Genomic DNA, 17,310 nt, shown 5'->3' with positions numbered 1-17,310 from the left:
TCAGGTTTCTGTTAGTTTTTCAGTTTCCAATCACGCGACGTAATCAATCGCGAGCCCCGCTTGGAGAAAATATAACTCCAAGTCCACTCTGTGATTACAGACAATCTGTTTCTGAACCCTATCAGGTAAAGAACATGAACGAATAACCAGGCCAGCCATGCAATGACTCCTTTCATTCGTAAGGAGCCATATTCGGCGATTGCTCTGCGCTTTCCGATAGTGGCCATCTGGCCCTTATCCAAATATTTGAAGGAGCTTCGGACTTGCCCTTCGATACTTTGTAGTACCATATTACCAACAAATTTGCCAGCTTGCATAGCCGCAGGTGCTAAGCCAGGAAGCAACTTGTTAGGAGAAATTTCAAAGTGAGCCATGTCACCAATAACAAATGTGTGTGCGAAATTCTCAATTGAAAAATCTTTTTGAACAATAACTCTACCAGCACGATCCTTTGCGACTTCCGGAGCGAATTTCATTCGAGAAGCCTGCACACCCGCTGCCCAAAAAACTGAACGTGAGGGTATAAACTCACCGGCGATTATCACTCCGTTTTCATTTATATTCTCAACACGCGAGGAAATTCTCACTTCAACGCCCATCTCCTGCAAATCACGCATCGCACGACTGCAAAGCTTCTCGTTGAACGAGGATAAAATTTTCGGCCCGGCCTCAACCAATAAAACGCGAGCATCTGCCGGATTAATGTGATTAAAATCTTTTACCAGAACCGTGCGCGCAATATCCGCAATAGCACCTGCAAGCTCAACCCCGGTAGGTCCTGCTCCGACAATAACGAAATTCAAAAGTGCTTTTTGCTTTTCGGCGTCCGTTTCATTTTCAGCATCTTCGAATGCCTGTAAAATTCGGCGACGAATTTCCGTTGCTTGTTCCACTGTCTTTAAACCGGGAGCATGATCTTCCCATTCGGGATTTCCAAAGTAGCTGTGTTGAGCGCCGGTCGCGACAATCAAATAGTCATAATGAAGTTCCTGCTCTGCCGATATCACGATCTTTTGTTCCAGATCCACACTGTCGACCCGACCCATGTGAATTTCAACGTTATCGGCTTTTGAGAACTCTGCCCGGATGGGAACGGCGATGTCGGAAGGATTTAGACCTGCAGTTGCAACCTGATATAAAAGAGGTTGAAACAGATGATGATTACGCTGATCAATCAGAACGACGTGAACCTGTTTTTTGTTGGCCAGAGATTTCGCGGCGTTTAGCCCCGCGAAACCTCCACCAATAATAACAACTATTTTTTGATCATTACTTTTCGGGTGATGTAACGGCATAGTCACTGACTCCACTTTCCCGTGGTGCGCCAGCCGTGGCATCCTCTATTACAGGTTCGTCTTTCTGGGCAGAAGTCAATTTGCTGCCAAGTTTATTTGCCCAAACTCTGAAGCGATCCACATAGGTGAATACCGCTGGTACCACAATGAGGGTTAAAATTGTCGATGAAATCATACCACCGATAATCGCAAAACCCATCGCTGTACGTGTTCTTGATGCCGGATTCATGCCGATTGCCACAGGAATAACACCGGCAATCAATGCGAAAGAGGTCATCAGGATTGGACGAAGACGCGTTTTACCCGCTTGCACCAGTGCTTCTGCTCTGGATTTTCCTTCGGCCATCAACTGATTCGTTGTATCCACAAGCAAGATACCATTCTTACCTGCCACCCCTAAGAGCATGAAGAATCCGAAGATCGCAAACAGGGACATCATTTGGTTCGCCAGGAACAATGCCAGGAAGGCACCGCTCAGAGCCAGTGGCAACGCCACCATGATTGTCACCGGAGTGATGAAGGACTCGTACAAAGAAGCCAGGATCAGATAGATGAACAGAACCGCGAACAACAACGCGAGGCCAGCAGAAGATGCCAAATCCGCAGAGTTTTCCGCTTCACCACCCAGATTCACACGTACGCTGGCTGGGAATTTAGTTTCACCCTCTTGAGTCAGCTTCATAACATCTGCGATAGCCGTGGATAAACCCACGCCCGGCGCCAACGCTGAAGTCACCTGGATATAACGGGCACGATTCATACGATCGATAGAGGCCGGACCCGAAGTCAGTTCACCATTCGCCACGTCTTTCAAACGAACCAGCTTACGATTGATGTTCGGAACGAAGACCTGATCAAAGTTTTGCTTAAGGTCACGTTGATCATCCTGCAAACGCACGCGCACTTCGTACTCACGTCCTTTTTCACGGAACTTCGCTGGTGTCATACCTTCAACCTGGGCACGCAACTCGCCACCCATTGTTGTCGTATTGATTCCGTAAGCTTTAGCAGCACCCGGTTTCAGTTGAACCTGCAACTCGGGTTTACCAGGACGGTAATTTGAATCCACGTCTTTGAAACGAGCATCCTGTTTCAACGCTGCAATCAATTTAGTCGCAGAAGATTCAAGATCTTTCGGATCCGGAGACATGATGTTCAATACCACCGGCTGCTGAGCCATACCACCCGTCGCATCGTATTTTTTCACAACTGGGTTCGCATCCTTGAACTGCGCCAATTCTTTACGAAGTTCGTCACGGAAAAGCTCAGTTTTCATTCTGCCCTTCTCGTTTTTCATTCTTACGTAGAAGGTCGCTTTATTCGGCTCACCATAAATGTTACCGATAATTTTCGTTGTAAACTCGATCGCAGGGTTTGCGCGCAGAAGTGCATCCACTTTATCTGCCTCAACCTGCATACCGTCCAAGCTTGTACCAGGAGCCATCTCCAAAGTGACACTCAACTCGCCGGCGTCATCATCCGGCACGAAGCTGCCCGGAACTTTGGTAGCGCTAAAGATAGACAATGCGAATACCAACAGCGTCACCATAATCGTGGAGATTGGGAAACGCAGAGTCACCTTGAGAAGTTTCTCGTAATATTTTTCAAGCATCGCCTGGAAGCGGTCGAAACCACGAACCATGCGGCCCAAAGTTTTATCATACAATGAAGCCGGCTTATGATCATGAGCAGCGCCGTGGCCGCCATGTCCTTCACCTGCAAAGTATGCAGTCAGCATCGGGATAATTGTCATCGCGACAAACCACGAAATGATCATCGCAAATACGATCGTGAAACCGAACTGCTTTAAGAACTGACCGATCGTACCTGACATCGTACCAACCGGAAGGAAGACGGCGATAACCACAAGGGAAATGGCCATAACTGCCATTTGGATCTCGACAGTACCTTTTTCCGCCGCCACCAGCGAGTTTTCACCCAGCTGCATTCGTCGATAGATGTTCTCAACGACAACGATGGCGTCATCCACCAGAAGACCCACGGCGAGCGTCAACGCCAGCATGGATACGATGTTCAAAGAGAATCCCGCAAGCTTCATCAACATGAAGGCACCGATCAATGACACGGGCAAGGAAACCGCTGTGATCAATGTGGTACGTGGACTTCCCAGGAAGAAAAATACCGTGATGACCGTCAATAGGATGGCGATAAGAATGGTTTCATTCACATCATATAGATTGTCTTTAATTTTCTGAGACGCATTCGTAACCATTTTCAATTCTAGGTTACCTGGCAATTTCTCAAGCTCAGGGCCCATCGAATTCATCTGTTTTAGAATATCATCGGCCACTTTCACAGTGTTTGAACCGGATTGACGGTAAACCTGCAGGAAGATCGCTTTTTCGTTATTCAGGAAGGCGCGGGATTTTTCGTCCTCTAATGTGTCTTTCACAACACCCAAGTCAGAAACACGCGTTGGAACTTCATTTCCGTACAAGTTTACCAGCGTGTCTGCCACGTCCTGAGTATTACGGAACTCACCCAAACCACGGAACGTCAATTCCTGGCCGCCTTGATTGACTTTACCTGAAGGGATGTTCTCCCCCATGGCTCCAACCTGAGCTGCGACCTGAGATACAGAGATCTCGCGGTTTTTTAATTTCTTGCGATCCAACTCGACGTGAATCTCTCTTTTACGACCACCCAGGATATCGATGGCACCAACGTTATTCACCTGCTCAAAGCGCGGGGAAATCACGTCATCTGCGATATCGTAAAGTTCCGCGGAGCCGATATCACCTTTAGCCACCAGAGCCAGCATCATGATCGGTGTATCAGATGGGTCGAACTTTTTGATAACCGAGTCGTCGGATTCATCAGGAAGTTTTGGTTTTGCGATATTTACTTTATCGCGGATTTGTTGTTCTGCGTACTTCACGTCAACGTCAGAGTTGAACTCGACGATCACCTGAGAAACACCTTCCATGGATTTGGAAGTCATACGTTTAATACCGGAAATAGTACTGATCTCGTCTTCAAGAGGACGTGAAACCAGGGTTTCAATCTCGGCAGGACCGGCACCGGCGTAAACCGTTTGCACTGTCACAACGGGAATGGAAACGTCTGGGAAAAGATCCACTGGCATGGATTTATAACCCGCCCAACCGACGATCACGATCGCGATGGTCACACAAGTGATAAAAATCGGTCTGTTAATGGAAAGTTTAGGTAAGCTCATGACTATTTCCCTTCCTCAGGAGAGGCTTGGTAAAGTTTGATTTGAGTTTGTAGCGCCAGGATATTTGCCGCTGATTTTACGCGACTTAGTGCTGCTCCGGAATAATCCTGTTCAAACAACAACACTTGATATGTCGTTGTACGTCCCTGACGAAGACGGGTGTTTTCAACATCCAATTTTGTCTTTTGGGCTTTCTCGATTCTTCCCAACAAAACCAGATTGTCGCGGGCATCACTTAGATTTTGAGTCAGATTGATCCAGTCCTGCTCTTGCGCATACAATGCGTACTCGCGATTGTATTCCGCAGCCTTCACAGATTTATCTGCACCCGACTTGGCATCACTTGCAGCACCAATGTTTAAAGGCATATTAAAACGAATTCCCACGTAACCTGTGTCGGTATCAGTATAACCGGCATTCTTCATGGCTTCAGAATAAGAGTCATCACGACCATTCAAAGCGTAATTTGAATAGATATCCAAAGTTGGACGGTTGCGCTCTTTGGCAATCACTGCATTCGCTTTCGCTGTTTGCAATTGAGCCTGAGTGGCTTTCACATCATAACGTTCGCCAGGACGAGCCTGCGGAACTGTTATCTTTTCCAACTCTGCATAAGGAACTGGCTCCAGATTATCAACTGGCGTAGTCGCAGGCTTATTAAGGAAGCGGTTGAAATTTCTTAAAGATTCGCGTTGTTCGTTTCTGGCAATTTGCAATTCCAGACCACGGGCTTCAACCAGGGCGCGAGCTTGCACTACGTCGGCATTCTCTCCCAGGTTCATTTTTCTTTTACGCTCTACATAGTTTAAAATTTCGTTCGCTGATTTAGAGGCCGTTTCTTGAATTCTTACGACATCAGCCCAAGCCGACAACTTCCAATAAGCAGCTTCGGCCTGCGCCAAATAAGCTGTCGATTGATACGAAGCCTGGTATTGTTCAGCATAGTTGCCTTGGCGGATCAAATCTTCGTTCGCACGAGCAGTACGGCCAAAACCATTACCCCATACTGGTAGTGACAATTCCAACTTAGGAACCGCATCCCAGTATTTAGTCATCGAGAACGCACTTCCTGCATTGTCGAATTCAGTTCGCGTTGCTGTATATAGAAGTCTCCCCTGCAAACCGAAATCAAACTGTTGGCTGATACCTAAACTGTATGTGTCCGTGTGAACGCGGTCATACATTTTAGGCTGACTTGGTTTACCGTCAGAACCCGTATTAAATTCTGCAAAAAGTTTCGGAGTAAATAACAAGTCAGCTTCACGCGACTCAAGGTTTGAACCCTCGGCCTGAGTAGTTGAACCTTTATAACTATTACTGTCAGTTTTCACCTGCTCAAGATACTGATTCAAACTGATGGCCTGCGCTTCGGTTGCTGCAATTGCGATCAACGCAAATGCCACTGCCGCTCTTAGCACGAAACAACTTTCACTATTCTTCTTACCCGACTTCTTCATGGGGTTACTCCTAATAAACCTTTACAAACAATCACTACAAGTAATCACTTGCTTACATACATATAATTACGGCATTTCCACGAAGTACTCAAGCAATTACTTACTTGTGAATAGTTAACTTTCGTGATATATTTACTATTATCCAGTACTTTCAGCATCTTAACTGTGTTAAGGAAAAATGTTAAGGAGTTCAAAATGGGAAACGAAACTCTACTTAAATCGAAAAATCCAGCTCAAAAAGAGACTGGATCTCGAACTAAGGCAAAAAAGCGAGACCGCTCCGCATCTGAAGAACGCCTGTTGCAAGCTGCTGAAGACATCTTTTCCAAACATGGTTTTAAGGGTGCCACCACTCGCATGATCGCTGATAAAGCCAAGATCAACGAATCACTTATTGGCCGCTATTTTGACGGCAAGATGGGTCTTTTGCTGGCTTTGATTCAAAACCATCTTAAAGACCACGAAGTCATGGAACTACCTTATCCACCTCTGCCCACAGTGTCCGAAGAACTGCGTGCATTAGTGGACTATATGTTCCTTCAACATTGCCAAAAGGACGAGGAGTTTTTCAAAATCGTTCTGGGCCAATGTCTTGTAGATGCAAAGTTTTTGAAACGCATTCGTGAGATTGCTCCAACAAAAAATTTCGTACCCCAAGTCATCTCTCGATTAACTGATTTGCAGAAGAAGGGGAAACTTCGCAAAGAAGCCAACGTCGAGCAAATGATTGAAATCTTCAACACCTATTTCCACGGCGCCATGTTCTTCGATAAAATTTTGATGGGTATGCCGGTTGAAGAAATTAAATCGAAACTACATTTCTTCGTTGAAGGCTGCGCCCGGAGTCTTGAGCCCCAGTAGATCCACCCATTGAATACCGCCCTCTTCAGGTGGTGTTGGTGCAGGCGGCGTCTCCGGCTCGACTTGCTCCTCTGGAGTAATTCGTGTGTTCACGTTCGGAGGAACAACTTCATTACCGACCAGTTCCTGCTCGCTGGGATATTCCCGGGCATCACGCCAAAGATCCTTGTGATAGGATAAAATCAAACTTCCATTTTGCAGAGAATTTATAAGCGACTGCAGAACTTCCGGCGGAACGGCAAAGCACCCCTGACTCCATCCCAATCTTCCATTGCGCAAAATGAAATCATCACTGACGTACTTTGCCCCGTGCAAAACAATCAGACGATCCTTGGCGTTGTTGTTGGAGCGATCAATGCCCTCCAGCTTCAGCGAGGGGCCGTTCTTCCAGCTGTTGTAAGTGCCTTTGGCGAAATAAAATCCCAACGAACTTTTCCAGGAATCTATCATATTGGAGAAGCTGCGGGACTCGAGAACGCCGGAATTAATCCCGTGGGAGACGTAGGTTCTTTCCACGACTCCTGTATCAAACCTTAAAAACAAAAGACGCTTTTCAGTTGAAGGTAAGGAGTAATCCACGATCACTGCATTTTTCGTGTTAGGAATACGGCCTACGTTATAATCGAACATTCTGAACAATAAATTCAACGGCTCGTCGGGAACCCCCTGCCCCAAAAGTTCCTTATAGAGGTTTTTTCCTGAAGTTGTTTTACGGTTAAACATCGAGCCGGGACCATAGGCAGCCAAAACCATGTCCATTGAACAGAAAAGTGACGAAATTAGAATTATGATTTGTACGAATCTCATGCCTGACAGCTTTGCAAACAGGAGAGAGAACGGCAACGATGGACACCCATCACTGCCGTTTGATTGAGATAAAACAAATGTATAAAGTTTAATCTTTCTTTTTGATCGCGCCCATATAGGAATAAGTCCACGGACGATACGCCATCAGTACACCCGCATCCACCGTGGCGGTGTTATGCTGAACGTCGAAACGAGAATCCTCCTGCATTTCCATGGCGATCTTTTCAAGCTTGCCTTTGTATTTAGCCAACGTGGAGGGACTTATTTTCAGTAACGTAAAGCGCACGAAATCCTCGGGCTTAAAATCATACATCAAATAGGTCGCCTTCATTTGCTCGAACAGAGCTTTTCCGATGGGCCCATCTCTGCGAAATCGCAAAAATCCCTGACGTTTGAATTTTACTTTGTCGCGGGGATGAAGCTCGATCAGATTCAGACGATCCAGTTGAAACAAATACTTCTGAGCTTCTGCTTTTGTAATCTGATATTCTTTTTCAATTTTTTGCGGAGTGCGCTCATCGTGAAGCAGCATATAGTAATGCAAAAGGCGCGCATTTTCCGCCAGGGCACTTTCCTGCTCCTGCGTCAGGAGATAAACCTGATTGCCGTCCTCCAAATTAGCAGACTTAACAACTTCAGAAAAACTAAGGTCAGCAACGCGGCAAATCTCCTCTAAACGCTCCAGACTCAGGCTTTTGCTGGATAAAATACGCTTCACGCTGGATTCACTCAGCCCAAGGGCTTTTGCCAGATCGCGATACAGAATGTTTTTAGATTTCAATGCTCTTTTTAACGATGCCAAAAACTGATCTATTTGCGACATACCAGCCCCCAAGGAGCAGAGTACTGCATTATAATACCCGAGGCAAATCCCTTGTAGATAGCCTGGATATTCATTAGATTCAACGTCGATGCAATCCTCAGAAAACGCCCTTCTTTTTAAACGACCTCTTTTGTTTTATATAAAAAATAATCCACGGGCTTTCAGCCTGGGGATGCTTTTCCTGCTTTTAACCAATGCTCTGGATGGAATCTATCCGCTGATCATGAAACACGTCATCGACAGCATTGAAGCTCAGGCACCAATGAATGAAATCACCAAAACCTGTGCCGTTTTTGCACTGGTGATGGCAAGTCTTGCAGCGACCCGTTTGGGCTGGCGTGCGTTCTTCGGAAAATTTCATACCTATGCGGCAGAACACATCCGCCAAAGAATATTTCGCCATTTAACTTCACTGGGTCCCAACTTTTTTCATAAGAATCAAGTTGGCGAATTGATGAGCCTGCTGACGAATGATGTGCAGTCCTTCCGTCAGGCCATCGGCCCCGGTCTTTTGATTCTGGCCGACGGAGTTATTATCATCGCCATCGTTCTGCCGATTATGATCACGATGAACTGGTCATGGACGTGGAAAGTTTTGATATTCCTGCCACTGGTTCCCCTGATGATCTGGAAAGTCATGCGCCTGATTCATACCAACTACAAAATCCAACAGGATCGCTTTTCTGAACTCACAGGAGTGGCTCAGGAGACTGTTGGCGGTATTCGCGTGATCAAAAGCTTTTCCCAGGAAGACAACCGGACAAAGTTGTTTAACGGCGTCAGTGCGGCTTTTGAAAAAGCCTGCAACAAGGTCGCTAAAGTCGATTCTCTTTTTGTTCCGGTCATGGAGTTCGGTGTTACTTCCGGAAGTGTTATTCTTTTGTTCATCGCCAAAGATGATCTGTATGCGGGAACAGTGACCATCGGAACCTTTTTTGCGTTTCACCGCTACATCCAAAAAATGGTGTGGCCGATGACAGCACTGGGCATGGGATTTTCCATGATGCAAAAAGGCTATGCCTCCTTTGATCGCATCAAGGATGTTCTAAAAACTGAAACTGACATTCCGGATTTGGGTCAGATTGAGATCGGCAAATTTGAAACTCTGGAGTTCAGAAACGTTTCCTACAAACATGCCAGCAGCTCTGTTTACGCTCTTAAGAATGTTTCCTTTACGCTAAAGGCCGGCGAGAGCCTGGGCATCATGGGCCCGGTGGGAGCTGGCAAAACAACATTGTTAAATCTTTTGACCCGCATGTATCCGTTATCAGAAGGCGAAATTCTGATTAACGGGCATTATATCGAGGACATCACTCAGGAATCCCTACGTCGTACTTTCTTACTGGTGCCGCAGGAAGCTTTCCTGTTCAGCGAATCCATTTCTGAAAACGTCAGTTTTGGTTTGCCCGAGCGCGCTTCTGATGAGGCGATCCTGCGCATGACAGAAACTGTGGACCTGACCCGTGAAATCCAGTCTTTACCCCATCAGTTTGAATCACAACTTGGCGAACGCGGAGTGAACCTGTCTGGCGGTCAAAAACAACGTCTGACGATTGCACGTGGTTTGATTATGAAAACACCGGTTCTGATTCTGGATGACTCATTAAGCGCCGTGGACACGCGCACCGAAAAAGCGATTGAACAGGAACTGGGTAAAAACCAGGGATCTATGAGTCGTATCATCGTGGCACACCGCCTTTCCTCGCTGAAAACTGTCGACAGACTTTTAATTCTGCGTGATGGACAGGTTGAAGCACTGGGAACCTACGATGAAGTTCTAAAGATCAGTCCCACATTCCAAAAAACAGTCAGCATCCAAGGTCAGGCGGTAAATCATGAGTAACGATAACTTCATGAACGAAGACCTGGTAAAGACCAAGGTCACCTATCCGATTTTATTTAAACGCCTATGGCCCTATGCCCGTCGCGAAAAGACTTTGCTATTCCTGGCGATCTTTGCAGTCTTTGGCGGAGCTCTGGTGGCCCGTATGGTTCCTGCTTTGATTGGTTATGCAATTGATCATGGGGTGAAGGGTAAAGACTATCAGCTTTTCACTTACGTGGCTTTTGCCTATCTGGGGCTGGAAATTCTGCGCACCTGTTTTTCATTTTCGAACAGCCTGTTGTTTCAATTGTTCGGCAACCGCATGTTATTTCATCTTCGTGAAGATTTGATGAATCACGTGCAAAGACTTCCGCTGCAGTTTTTCAACAAAACTCCCACTGGAAGAATCGTCACACGTTTAACTAACGATGTGGCATCTCTGGGTGAACTTTTCACCGAGGGAGTGATTACGGTCTTCACGCAGTTTGTGGTGATCTGTTCCGTGGTGATTGCTTTGGCATTAATCTCCTGGAAACTGACACTGATCTCGTTGGTCATGGCGCCGCTTTTTATTTGGGCCTCATTTTACCTAAGCAATAAGATCCGCACGATTCTGCACGAGCAAAAACGCAAACTTTCAGTGATCAATGCCTTTTTGGCGGAAAATCTGAACGGTATTAAAGTGGTTCAGTTGTACAACCGTGTGCAACGCAACCGCGACCGCTTTAGTAACCTTTCCACAAGCTATCGTGATACGAATATGCGCTCGATCTATGCCTATGCACTGATGCAGCCGATTATGAACCTGTTCAATGCGGTGACTATCACCAGCGCTTTGTATTTCGGTGGTTTGATGAGTGCTGAGAACTCGATTGCAATTGGTTCTCTGATCGCATTTTTGATGAACATTCAGGACTTTATCCCACCTCTTCGCGAGATCCTGGAAAAATACCAGCAATTCCAGAACTCTCTGACCAGTGCGGAACGCATCTTCACCCTGATGGACGAGCACAAAGAGCACGAACTCGAGAATTTAAGTTCGCCAAAATCCGTGCGCGGTGAAATTGAAATACGGGATTTGAACTTCCGCTATGAAGAATCCCTGCCTCTGGTATTAAAGAACGTGAATCTGCATTTCCGCCCGGGCGAATCCATTGCCCTGGTGGGTAGAACCGGTAGTGGAAAATCCACTTTCATTTCCTTGTTGCAGCGTTTTTACGATGCTCCGGAAAAAACCGTTTACATCGACGGCCTTGCAATCGAAAACATTGCGCGCGAGGAAATCCGTCATCACGTGGGCGTAGTGCAACAGGATAACTTCATCTTCCGCGGAACCATTCGTAACAACATCGGATTGGGCGATCCCCGTGTCAGTGAGGAACAGATCAAGGCAGCCTGTGAGAAAACCGGCTACATGGGTCTTTTAAACCGCACAGGTCGTGATCTAAACAGTCCCGTCGATGAACGTGGCGCCAATCTTTCTGTCGGCGAAAGACAGCTGATCGCATTCGCACGCATTCTGGCATTTAATCCGGATATTTTGATTCTGGATGAGGCGACAGCAAATATCGACTCCGAAAGCGAGCACATCATTCAGGAAGCAACCCGGGAAATTACCAAGGGTCGCACCAGCATTATCATCGCACATCGCCTGTCGACGATTGAGCAGTGTGATCGTATCGTTGTTCTGAATCAGGGTAATGTCGCTGAAGTTGGAACTCATCAGGAATTGATGGCGGCAAAAGGCATGTATTATCAGTTCGCTTCTGCCGGTGAAAAGTCACCACTGATCGCGAATCCGGAATCCGCAGAAACCACTGAATCCAAAATGGAAGTGGCAGAGTAGGTTTTATCCCCTCTGCCACCTTTAAATCTCATTTAACTTATAAAACTAAGCTGCTTTAGGTGTCGTGAAATTCTTAATAGTTTCACGAACTGACTGGCTTACTGTCGTAAACTTAACACCATATCTTACAGAGTCAGAACCCTTAGGCGCCAAATCTTTGATAAACTGTTTGCTTACGATCTGGCAAACCGCATTGAATGGCGGAACGCCGTCACCTGGTTGGAAGTGCAGGAACAATGACTGACCCGGTTGCAAGTTCGGATTATCAATCATCACACCGGCTCCGCCAGCACTGATTTCCAAAGCCTGGCCGCGGAAGACAGTTTTATTGTTATGTACAATCAGACTTGCACCATAAGCTGCGCGTGCATGACGACGGCGGAAGAAAATTTCAGCCAGACCCGTGTCAGAAGACTGCTTCATCGCACGGATTTTATCCGGAGCGAATTCCTCGACTTCAGCAACGCGTGCCCAGTTGGCCATGCGAGCATGCCAAATGTAGTCGTATTCAAACAATGTTTTCTCCTGAAGCATTTGTACAACTTCAACCGGAGAAAAAGGACCGTAATTATTGCCTTCTTTAAGGATGAACCACTCTTTATCCTTTAAGCCATCCGCTGCGGGAATCTCAATAGCCTTTTCAGATGGTTCTTCTGGACGTGTTGTTGGCTTGCTGGAAACCTTCGCTGAAAACTCAGGATGCTCCATCAACATAACCCAGTCGCCGACTGTTTCGTCATAAACGTAATCAGTCCATTGATGTTCGTGGGATTCAACTTTTTGCAGGACAACTTCAAAAGTGTAAGGTCCAATATGAGTCCCATTATTTGAAAGATAATACTGTTTTCCCATCGTTCAGTGCTCCTTGAGCTTCCCTATCGGTTTAAAAAACTGACGACTTAACTGTCGGATATTAGACAATTTACCTCAAAATGTTCCACAAGTTTTCGTCGAACTTCTGGGCAACACCGAATCTCAGGATCAAAGTATTGTAAACAACTATTGATTTCTATATTTGAGACACCCACTCCTCCCTTGGTAGCCGTTCCCTTTTTAATCCGGCCCTAGGTCGAAGCCGGACCCGAAAATACATGGCCTAATTCGTTTACACGCTCAGGGTATTTCCATAGCCTTGGCTAAAAGAAGAAGTTTGCCGTAAGGATGATCAAATGAGTTACCAACTCGTTTTAGTTTTACTATTAACCTCTTTTATTTCGCTAAGCACATTTGCAGGTGAATGCCCTGCACTTTTCCCGGGAAGTGATTCACGGGCCGAGTGGCGATTAAGCAACCGGCAACCCTCCAGAGCGGTCGCTGTGGTGGTTCACGGTTTAAATATAAATCCCGGAAAAATGCGAACTATTGAAAATGCACTTCTTGCTGACCGAATTGATGTCCTGCATGTTTCGCTGTCAGGCCATAATAATAACATCAACATCTTTAGGCGAGTCTCGGCGAAAATGTGGGAAAGAGACACGCTGAGGGCCTACTGCCTGGCTTCGCAGCGGGCTGACAAGTATAACATGCCGATCTACTATGTTGGCTTTTCGCTGGGCGGAGTAATGGGTGTCGCAATCGCCAACAAGTACGAAAACGTTCACTTTGACAAGATGGCACTTTTTGCCCCAGCACTTTCCATTCGCAGAGCGAACTTCCTGACTCGTCTTCTGAACAGCTTAAATCCCCTGGCCCTAATTCCAAATGTTATGAACCGCGATTACTATGCAAGCGCCCTGGGAACTCCGGTATCTGCATATAAGGCAACTCTCGATGTCAGTGCCTATCTTGCACATCACACGAATCGAAATCGTGTGAATACTTCCACATTGCTGTTTTACGATAAAAGAGACGAACTGATCAGCCCGACCGGAACCTTTGCGTATATGCGCGAGCATCGCCTGACCAACTGGAAGACTTATCAGGTGCAAAAGCGCCCTTTTAGCCGAGCCTCGATGTTTCATCACATCATGATTGACCCCGCATCGGTGGGCCAAAAAAAATGGGCCGACATGAAGTCAGCCCTGCTTAAACATTTTGACGAGTAAGTACTATTCCAAGCCGCAGGCTTTTTTCCATTCCGGCGTCGGCAGAATCATTTTTCTTTCTTTCAGATCAAACAGACCAAAAGTAAAGACCGCCTCGCTGGCCACACTGCCATCATCTTTGATCATCTGTTGTTTCATGTGACCAATTTTACCCTGATAGTCCATGATACTGGAAACGATCGTGATATTTTCACGCAGGCGAATTTCTTTCAGGAACTTGATATTCACTTCAAGAATCACCGGGCCTTGCTGCAGGCGATGAATGTCCTTAAAGCCAAAGCCTCTTGGCGTGATCGCCTCCCAACGCGCCTCTTCATATAAAGACAGGTAAGTGGCATTGTTAACGTGCCCATAGGAATCAATATGTGTTTCCCGAATCAAAAGTTTGTAAGATCCAAACTCTCCCATACAATCCTCTTTTCACTTTCTTATTTCAAAGCTTCACGGATGTGGGCCGACGCCAGATCCAGCAACCACACCACCGCCGCAATCACGACAATGATACAGCCGACTTCACGCCACATGGCCTGTCCCTGATACTGAATCAGCATCGTGCCGATGCCGCCTCCGCCCACCATACCGATCACTGTGGCCATTCGAACGTTGATGTCCCAGCGATAGACCGTAAATGAAATATACGGCAGAACCACCTGAGGGACAATCGCATACCAGACGGTCTGCATTTTGCCCGCGCCTGTCGACTGGATGGCCTCAATCGGACCTTCTTCCACAGCTTCCACCATTTCAGAGTATTGTTTTGCTAAGGAGGCCACAGAATGAATCATCAGGGCCAGCATCCCTGCAAAAGGACCGATACCCACCCACACTGAAAAAATGATGGCCCAAATCAATGCTTCAATGGATCTGGTTACATTCAGAAATGTGCGCAACGCCAAATACACCGGATATGCAATGGGGCCGCTCATTATATTTTTTGCGCAGACAAAGCTCAGAACAAATGCAAAAGGAATTGCAATCGTCGTGGCTAAGAAAGCCATAAAGACCGTTTCAATGATATTCAAAACTGCTTTCGGCAAAATCTCCCAATTAGGATTAAAGATCCCCTTAAACAGACGAACCGCGCCAGCAAATCCATGCTGATCCAAAAGTTCGATGAACGAAAAATCCGTTTTAAAAACCGCGACAGTTAAAGAAGTCACAAGTAATACTAAAAGCTGTCCACCCCAGACACTGCGATACCACGGAGTCTCTGCCGGAGTTTGCAAATGGGATTCAAACAAAACCCCACCCAGCGTTTGCACACGGTTACGTCGTAGCACCCCAGCCACGCACGCCCCCACCAATGAAAAAAACAGTATGAAAAGCAGATCGCGTTGCAGATCCAAAAGCTGGTCTTCATTAGTGACAAATAAAGCCACACACAGCGAGCACAACAAAAAGGCGACGGACAATGAATCAAAGACTATGCGGCGAAACATCCTGAGCCCCTTCCCCGTATATTTTTTGAAACCACTCTGGAGTGATTTCCTCAGGTCGCCCGGAGAATACGACTTCCCCCTCTTTCAAAGCGATAACCCGCGTAGCGTATTGGCGCACCAAAGAAAGAAAATGCAAATTCGCTATAACGGTGATGCCCAACTCCTGATTAATTTTCTTTAGATAATCCATCACCACATGACAGGTTGCGGGGTCCAATGAGGCCACCGGTTCATCGGCCAGCAGCAATTCCGGATTTTGCATTAATGCCCGCGCGATTGCCACACGCTGCTTTTGCCCACCTGAAAGTTGATCTGCACGAAGATGGGCTTTTTCTGCGATACCCACAAGCTTAAGATTCTTCAGAGCTTCAGCTTTCTCCTCTGCAGAAAAAATCCCCAACAGACTGGGCCAGGTTTTCTTGGAACCCAGCACTCCCATAAGAACATTCTTTAAAACACTTTGTCGGGGTATAAGGTTGAAGTGCTGAAAGATCATACCGATCTTGCGGCGTAGCGAGCGAATCTGCGTTGCACTTTTTAAGCGAACGACATCGGTTCCGGCAAAAGTAATGTCTCCTGAGGTGGAACTTTGCAGACGATTCAAACATCGCATCAGTGTTGATTTTCCAGAACCACTAAGCCCAATAACAACCAGAAACTCCCCTTTTTGCACATCAAAGCTGACACCACGAAGTGCCTGCACTCCGTTAGGATATGTTTTGTTAAGGTCTTTTACTGTCAGGAGCGCTGTGCTCATTTCTTACCATCCGCAGGCAACATCTGCTTTAGCATTTCACGAACACTGTCATAGTCAGCATCTGTCGCCTTCTTAAGATTGGTCGCACCCAACATCAAATCCAAAGATTTCTTTCCCTCTGGAGTTGCCACCCACTGCAATAGAACATCCACAATTTTCTCTTTCATTTCTTCGGGCATGTCCTTGCGGAATACGATGGGATCATTGGGAATTGGTTCGGACAATTCGATGATTTTTACTTTCTGCTCGACATCAGGATACTGAAGTTTTACCAGGCGGCGTGCATCTTCAATACGGCCCTCTTGCGGAGGACTGTAATACGTGGCCCCACCATCAACCTGCCCCTGATAAATCATCGAAACAACGGCATCGTGATTCATCGCAAAGACGATTTCCTTAGGTTCGATTTTTTTATCCTTCAGAGTTTTTAGTGGCAGCAGATACCCAGAGGTTGAAGCGGGATCTACGAAGGCCATTTTTTTACCATTGAAGTCCTTCAACGTTTTGATACCGCTGTTACTTCCTGCCAACAGCTGGGATTGATAGGTCGCCAGTCCATAGCGAATCACGGTCAGACGAGCTTCCACTCCATAAGACTTATGCGCCATATAGTAACCATAAGTGTTGATGGTTGCGACATCTGCCCGGTTCGTCCCGAATGATTCGACGACGGCAACAAAGGATTGAGGCACGGTGATTTGAAACTTATAGGGAGTTGCTTTTTCCAGGTACTCTTTCAGCAGCTTGGAATTATCCGCCAAAACTTTTGCATCCACTGAGGGTACCAGATGAAACTTGATCGGATTTTCCGCAGTTCCCAAAGCAGCTTTTTTAAAATTGCAGCCCGCAATGCTGAACGCGAAAACCAGTAATGTGCAGTTCAAAAATAGTTTCATGAACCCTCCAGTGATATTCTAGTAAAGGACGAGTTCCGTGTTAACAAAGTCTTTGCCTTA

Annotated in this window: 14 protein-coding genes; 4 read left to right on the top strand and 10 right to left on the bottom strand. The window is 46.4% G+C overall.

Annotated features, from left to right (window positions below; translation table 11 throughout):
- Positions 1-11: 11 nt before the first annotated feature.
- From ACLWNV_RS03385 to ACLWNV_RS03375, 3 genes are read right to left on the bottom strand one after another with little or no spacing between them, the layout of a single operon-like run.
- Positions 12-1,295 (bottom strand): NAD(P)/FAD-dependent oxidoreductase, encoded by a 1,284-nt coding sequence (locus ACLWNV_RS03385; protein WP_413586512.1) that lies wholly within the window; start codon positions 1,293-1,295, stop codon positions 12-14.
- Positions 1,270-4,494, bottom strand: coding sequence for an efflux RND transporter permease subunit (locus ACLWNV_RS03380; protein ID WP_413586511.1), 3,225 nt, complete (start codon positions 4,492-4,494; stop codon positions 1,270-1,272). The genes ACLWNV_RS03385 and ACLWNV_RS03380 overlap by 26 nt, the downstream gene beginning before the upstream one ends.
- 2 nt (positions 4,495-4,496) lie before the next feature.
- Positions 4,497-5,951 (bottom strand): TolC family protein, encoded by a 1,455-nt coding sequence (locus ACLWNV_RS03375; RefSeq protein ID WP_413586510.1) that lies wholly within the window; start codon positions 5,949-5,951, stop codon positions 4,497-4,499.
- A 195-nt stretch (positions 5,952-6,146) separates the two neighbouring features.
- Here ACLWNV_RS03375 and ACLWNV_RS03370 point away from each other — a divergent pair, with 195 nt between their 5' ends.
- The gene (locus ACLWNV_RS03370) at positions 6,147-6,812 is read left to right on the top strand and encodes a TetR/AcrR family transcriptional regulator (RefSeq protein WP_413586509.1); all 666 of its coding nucleotides are present in this window, start codon (positions 6,147-6,149) and stop codon (positions 6,810-6,812) included.
- Here the strand turns inward: ACLWNV_RS03370 and ACLWNV_RS03365 are convergent.
- On the bottom strand, positions 6,765-7,619 hold the full coding sequence (locus tag ACLWNV_RS03365; RefSeq protein WP_413586508.1) for a murein L,D-transpeptidase catalytic domain family protein: 855 nt from the start codon (positions 7,617-7,619) through the stop codon (positions 6,765-6,767). The genes ACLWNV_RS03370 and ACLWNV_RS03365 overlap by 48 nt on opposite strands.
- Positions 7,620-7,707: 88 nt before the next feature.
- On the bottom strand, positions 7,708-8,442 hold the full coding sequence (locus ACLWNV_RS03360; protein ID WP_413586507.1) for a helix-turn-helix domain-containing protein: 735 nt from the start codon (positions 8,440-8,442) through the stop codon (positions 7,708-7,710).
- A gap of 130 nt (positions 8,443-8,572) precedes the next feature.
- On the opposite strand from ACLWNV_RS03360, the gene ACLWNV_RS03355 reads away from it, so the two are divergent.
- Both ACLWNV_RS03355 and ACLWNV_RS03350 read left to right on the top strand, forming a co-directional pair.
- Positions 8,573-10,285: an ABC transporter ATP-binding protein gene (locus tag ACLWNV_RS03355; protein WP_413586506.1), complete on the top strand. Its 1,713-nt coding sequence runs from the start codon at positions 8,573-8,575 to the stop codon at positions 10,283-10,285.
- Positions 10,278-12,113, top strand: coding sequence for an ABC transporter ATP-binding protein (locus ACLWNV_RS03350; protein ID WP_413586505.1), 1,836 nt, complete (start codon positions 10,278-10,280; stop codon positions 12,111-12,113). Before ACLWNV_RS03355 ends, ACLWNV_RS03350 begins: the two co-directional genes overlap by 8 nt.
- 45 nt (positions 12,114-12,158) lie before the next feature.
- On the opposite strand, the gene ACLWNV_RS03345 is transcribed toward ACLWNV_RS03350, so the two are convergent.
- Positions 12,159-12,965: a GYF domain-containing protein gene (locus tag ACLWNV_RS03345; RefSeq protein WP_413586504.1), complete on the bottom strand. Its 807-nt coding sequence runs from the start codon at positions 12,963-12,965 to the stop codon at positions 12,159-12,161.
- A 317-nt stretch (positions 12,966-13,282) separates the two neighbouring features.
- Here ACLWNV_RS03345 and ACLWNV_RS03340 point away from each other — a divergent pair, with 317 nt between their 5' ends.
- A complete protein-coding gene (locus ACLWNV_RS03340; RefSeq protein WP_413586503.1) occupies positions 13,283-14,158 on the top strand; it encodes an alpha/beta hydrolase in 876 nt (291 codons plus the stop codon).
- Between the two features lie 3 nt (positions 14,159-14,161).
- On the opposite strand, the gene ACLWNV_RS03335 is transcribed toward ACLWNV_RS03340, so the two are convergent.
- The 4 genes from ACLWNV_RS03335 to ACLWNV_RS03320 are packed head-to-tail and all read right to left on the bottom strand — an operon-like array spanning position 14,162 to position 17,250.
- On the bottom strand, positions 14,162-14,566 hold the full coding sequence (locus ACLWNV_RS03335) for an acyl-CoA thioesterase (protein WP_413586502.1): 405 nt from the start codon (positions 14,564-14,566) through the stop codon (positions 14,162-14,164).
- 20 nt (positions 14,567-14,586) lie between these two features.
- Positions 14,587-15,597, bottom strand: coding sequence for a phosphonate ABC transporter, permease protein PhnE (phnE, locus tag ACLWNV_RS03330; protein ID WP_413586501.1), 1,011 nt, complete (start codon positions 15,595-15,597; stop codon positions 14,587-14,589).
- Positions 15,575-16,354, bottom strand: coding sequence for a phosphonate ABC transporter ATP-binding protein (gene phnC / locus ACLWNV_RS03325; RefSeq protein WP_413586500.1), 780 nt, complete (start codon positions 16,352-16,354; stop codon positions 15,575-15,577). Before phnC ends, phnE begins: the two co-directional genes overlap by 23 nt.
- Positions 16,351-17,250 carry a phosphate/phosphite/phosphonate ABC transporter substrate-binding protein gene (locus ACLWNV_RS03320; RefSeq protein WP_413586499.1) on the bottom strand — a complete coding sequence of 300 codons (900 nt, stop codon included), beginning with the start codon at positions 17,248-17,250 and terminating at the stop codon, positions 16,351-16,353. The genes phnC and ACLWNV_RS03320 overlap by 4 nt, the downstream gene beginning before the upstream one ends.
- Between the last annotated feature and the right edge of the window lie 60 nt (positions 17,251-17,310).

The organism is Bdellovibrio sp. HCB274 (assembly GCF_047306075.1).
Lineage (GTDB): Bacteria > Bdellovibrionota > Bdellovibrionia > Bdellovibrionales > Bdellovibrionaceae > Bdellovibrio.
The sequence above is the reverse complement of the archived record's forward strand: the minus strand, read 5'-3'. Positions and strand labels throughout refer to the sequence as shown.

Coding starts and splice junctions, on each gene's coding strand:
- phnC (WP_413586500.1), bottom strand. CDS start 16,354: ATGAGCACAGCGCTCCTGACAGTAAAAGACCTTAACAAAACATATCCT.
- ACLWNV_RS03380 (WP_413586511.1), bottom strand. CDS start 4,494: ATGAGCTTACCTAAACTTTCCATTAACAGACCGATTTTTATCACTTGT.
- ACLWNV_RS03360 (WP_413586507.1), bottom strand. CDS start 8,442: ATGTCGCAAATAGATCAGTTTTTGGCATCGTTAAAAAGAGCATTGAAA.
- ACLWNV_RS03370 (WP_413586509.1), top strand. CDS start 6,147: ATGGGAAACGAAACTCTACTTAAATCGAAAAATCCAGCTCAAAAAGAG.
- ACLWNV_RS03335 (WP_413586502.1), bottom strand. CDS start 14,566: ATGGGAGAGTTTGGATCTTACAAACTTTTGATTCGGGAAACACATATT.
- ACLWNV_RS03345 (WP_413586504.1), bottom strand. CDS start 12,965: ATGGGAAAACAGTATTATCTTTCAAATAATGGGACTCATATTGGACCT.
- phnE (WP_413586501.1), bottom strand. CDS start 15,597: ATGTTTCGCCGCATAGTCTTTGATTCATTGTCCGTCGCCTTTTTGTTG.
- ACLWNV_RS03365 (WP_413586508.1), bottom strand. CDS start 7,619: ATGAGATTCGTACAAATCATAATTCTAATTTCGTCACTTTTCTGTTCA.
- ACLWNV_RS03340 (WP_413586503.1), top strand. CDS start 13,283: ATGAGTTACCAACTCGTTTTAGTTTTACTATTAACCTCTTTTATTTCG.
- ACLWNV_RS03320 (WP_413586499.1), bottom strand. CDS start 17,250: ATGAAACTATTTTTGAACTGCACATTACTGGTTTTCGCGTTCAGCATT.
- ACLWNV_RS03350 (WP_413586505.1), top strand. CDS start 10,278: ATGAGTAACGATAACTTCATGAACGAAGACCTGGTAAAGACCAAGGTC.
- ACLWNV_RS03375 (WP_413586510.1), bottom strand. CDS start 5,951: ATGAAGAAGTCGGGTAAGAAGAATAGTGAAAGTTGTTTCGTGCTAAGA.
- ACLWNV_RS03385 (WP_413586512.1), bottom strand. CDS start 1,295: ATGCCGTTACATCACCCGAAAAGTAATGATCAAAAAATAGTTGTTATT.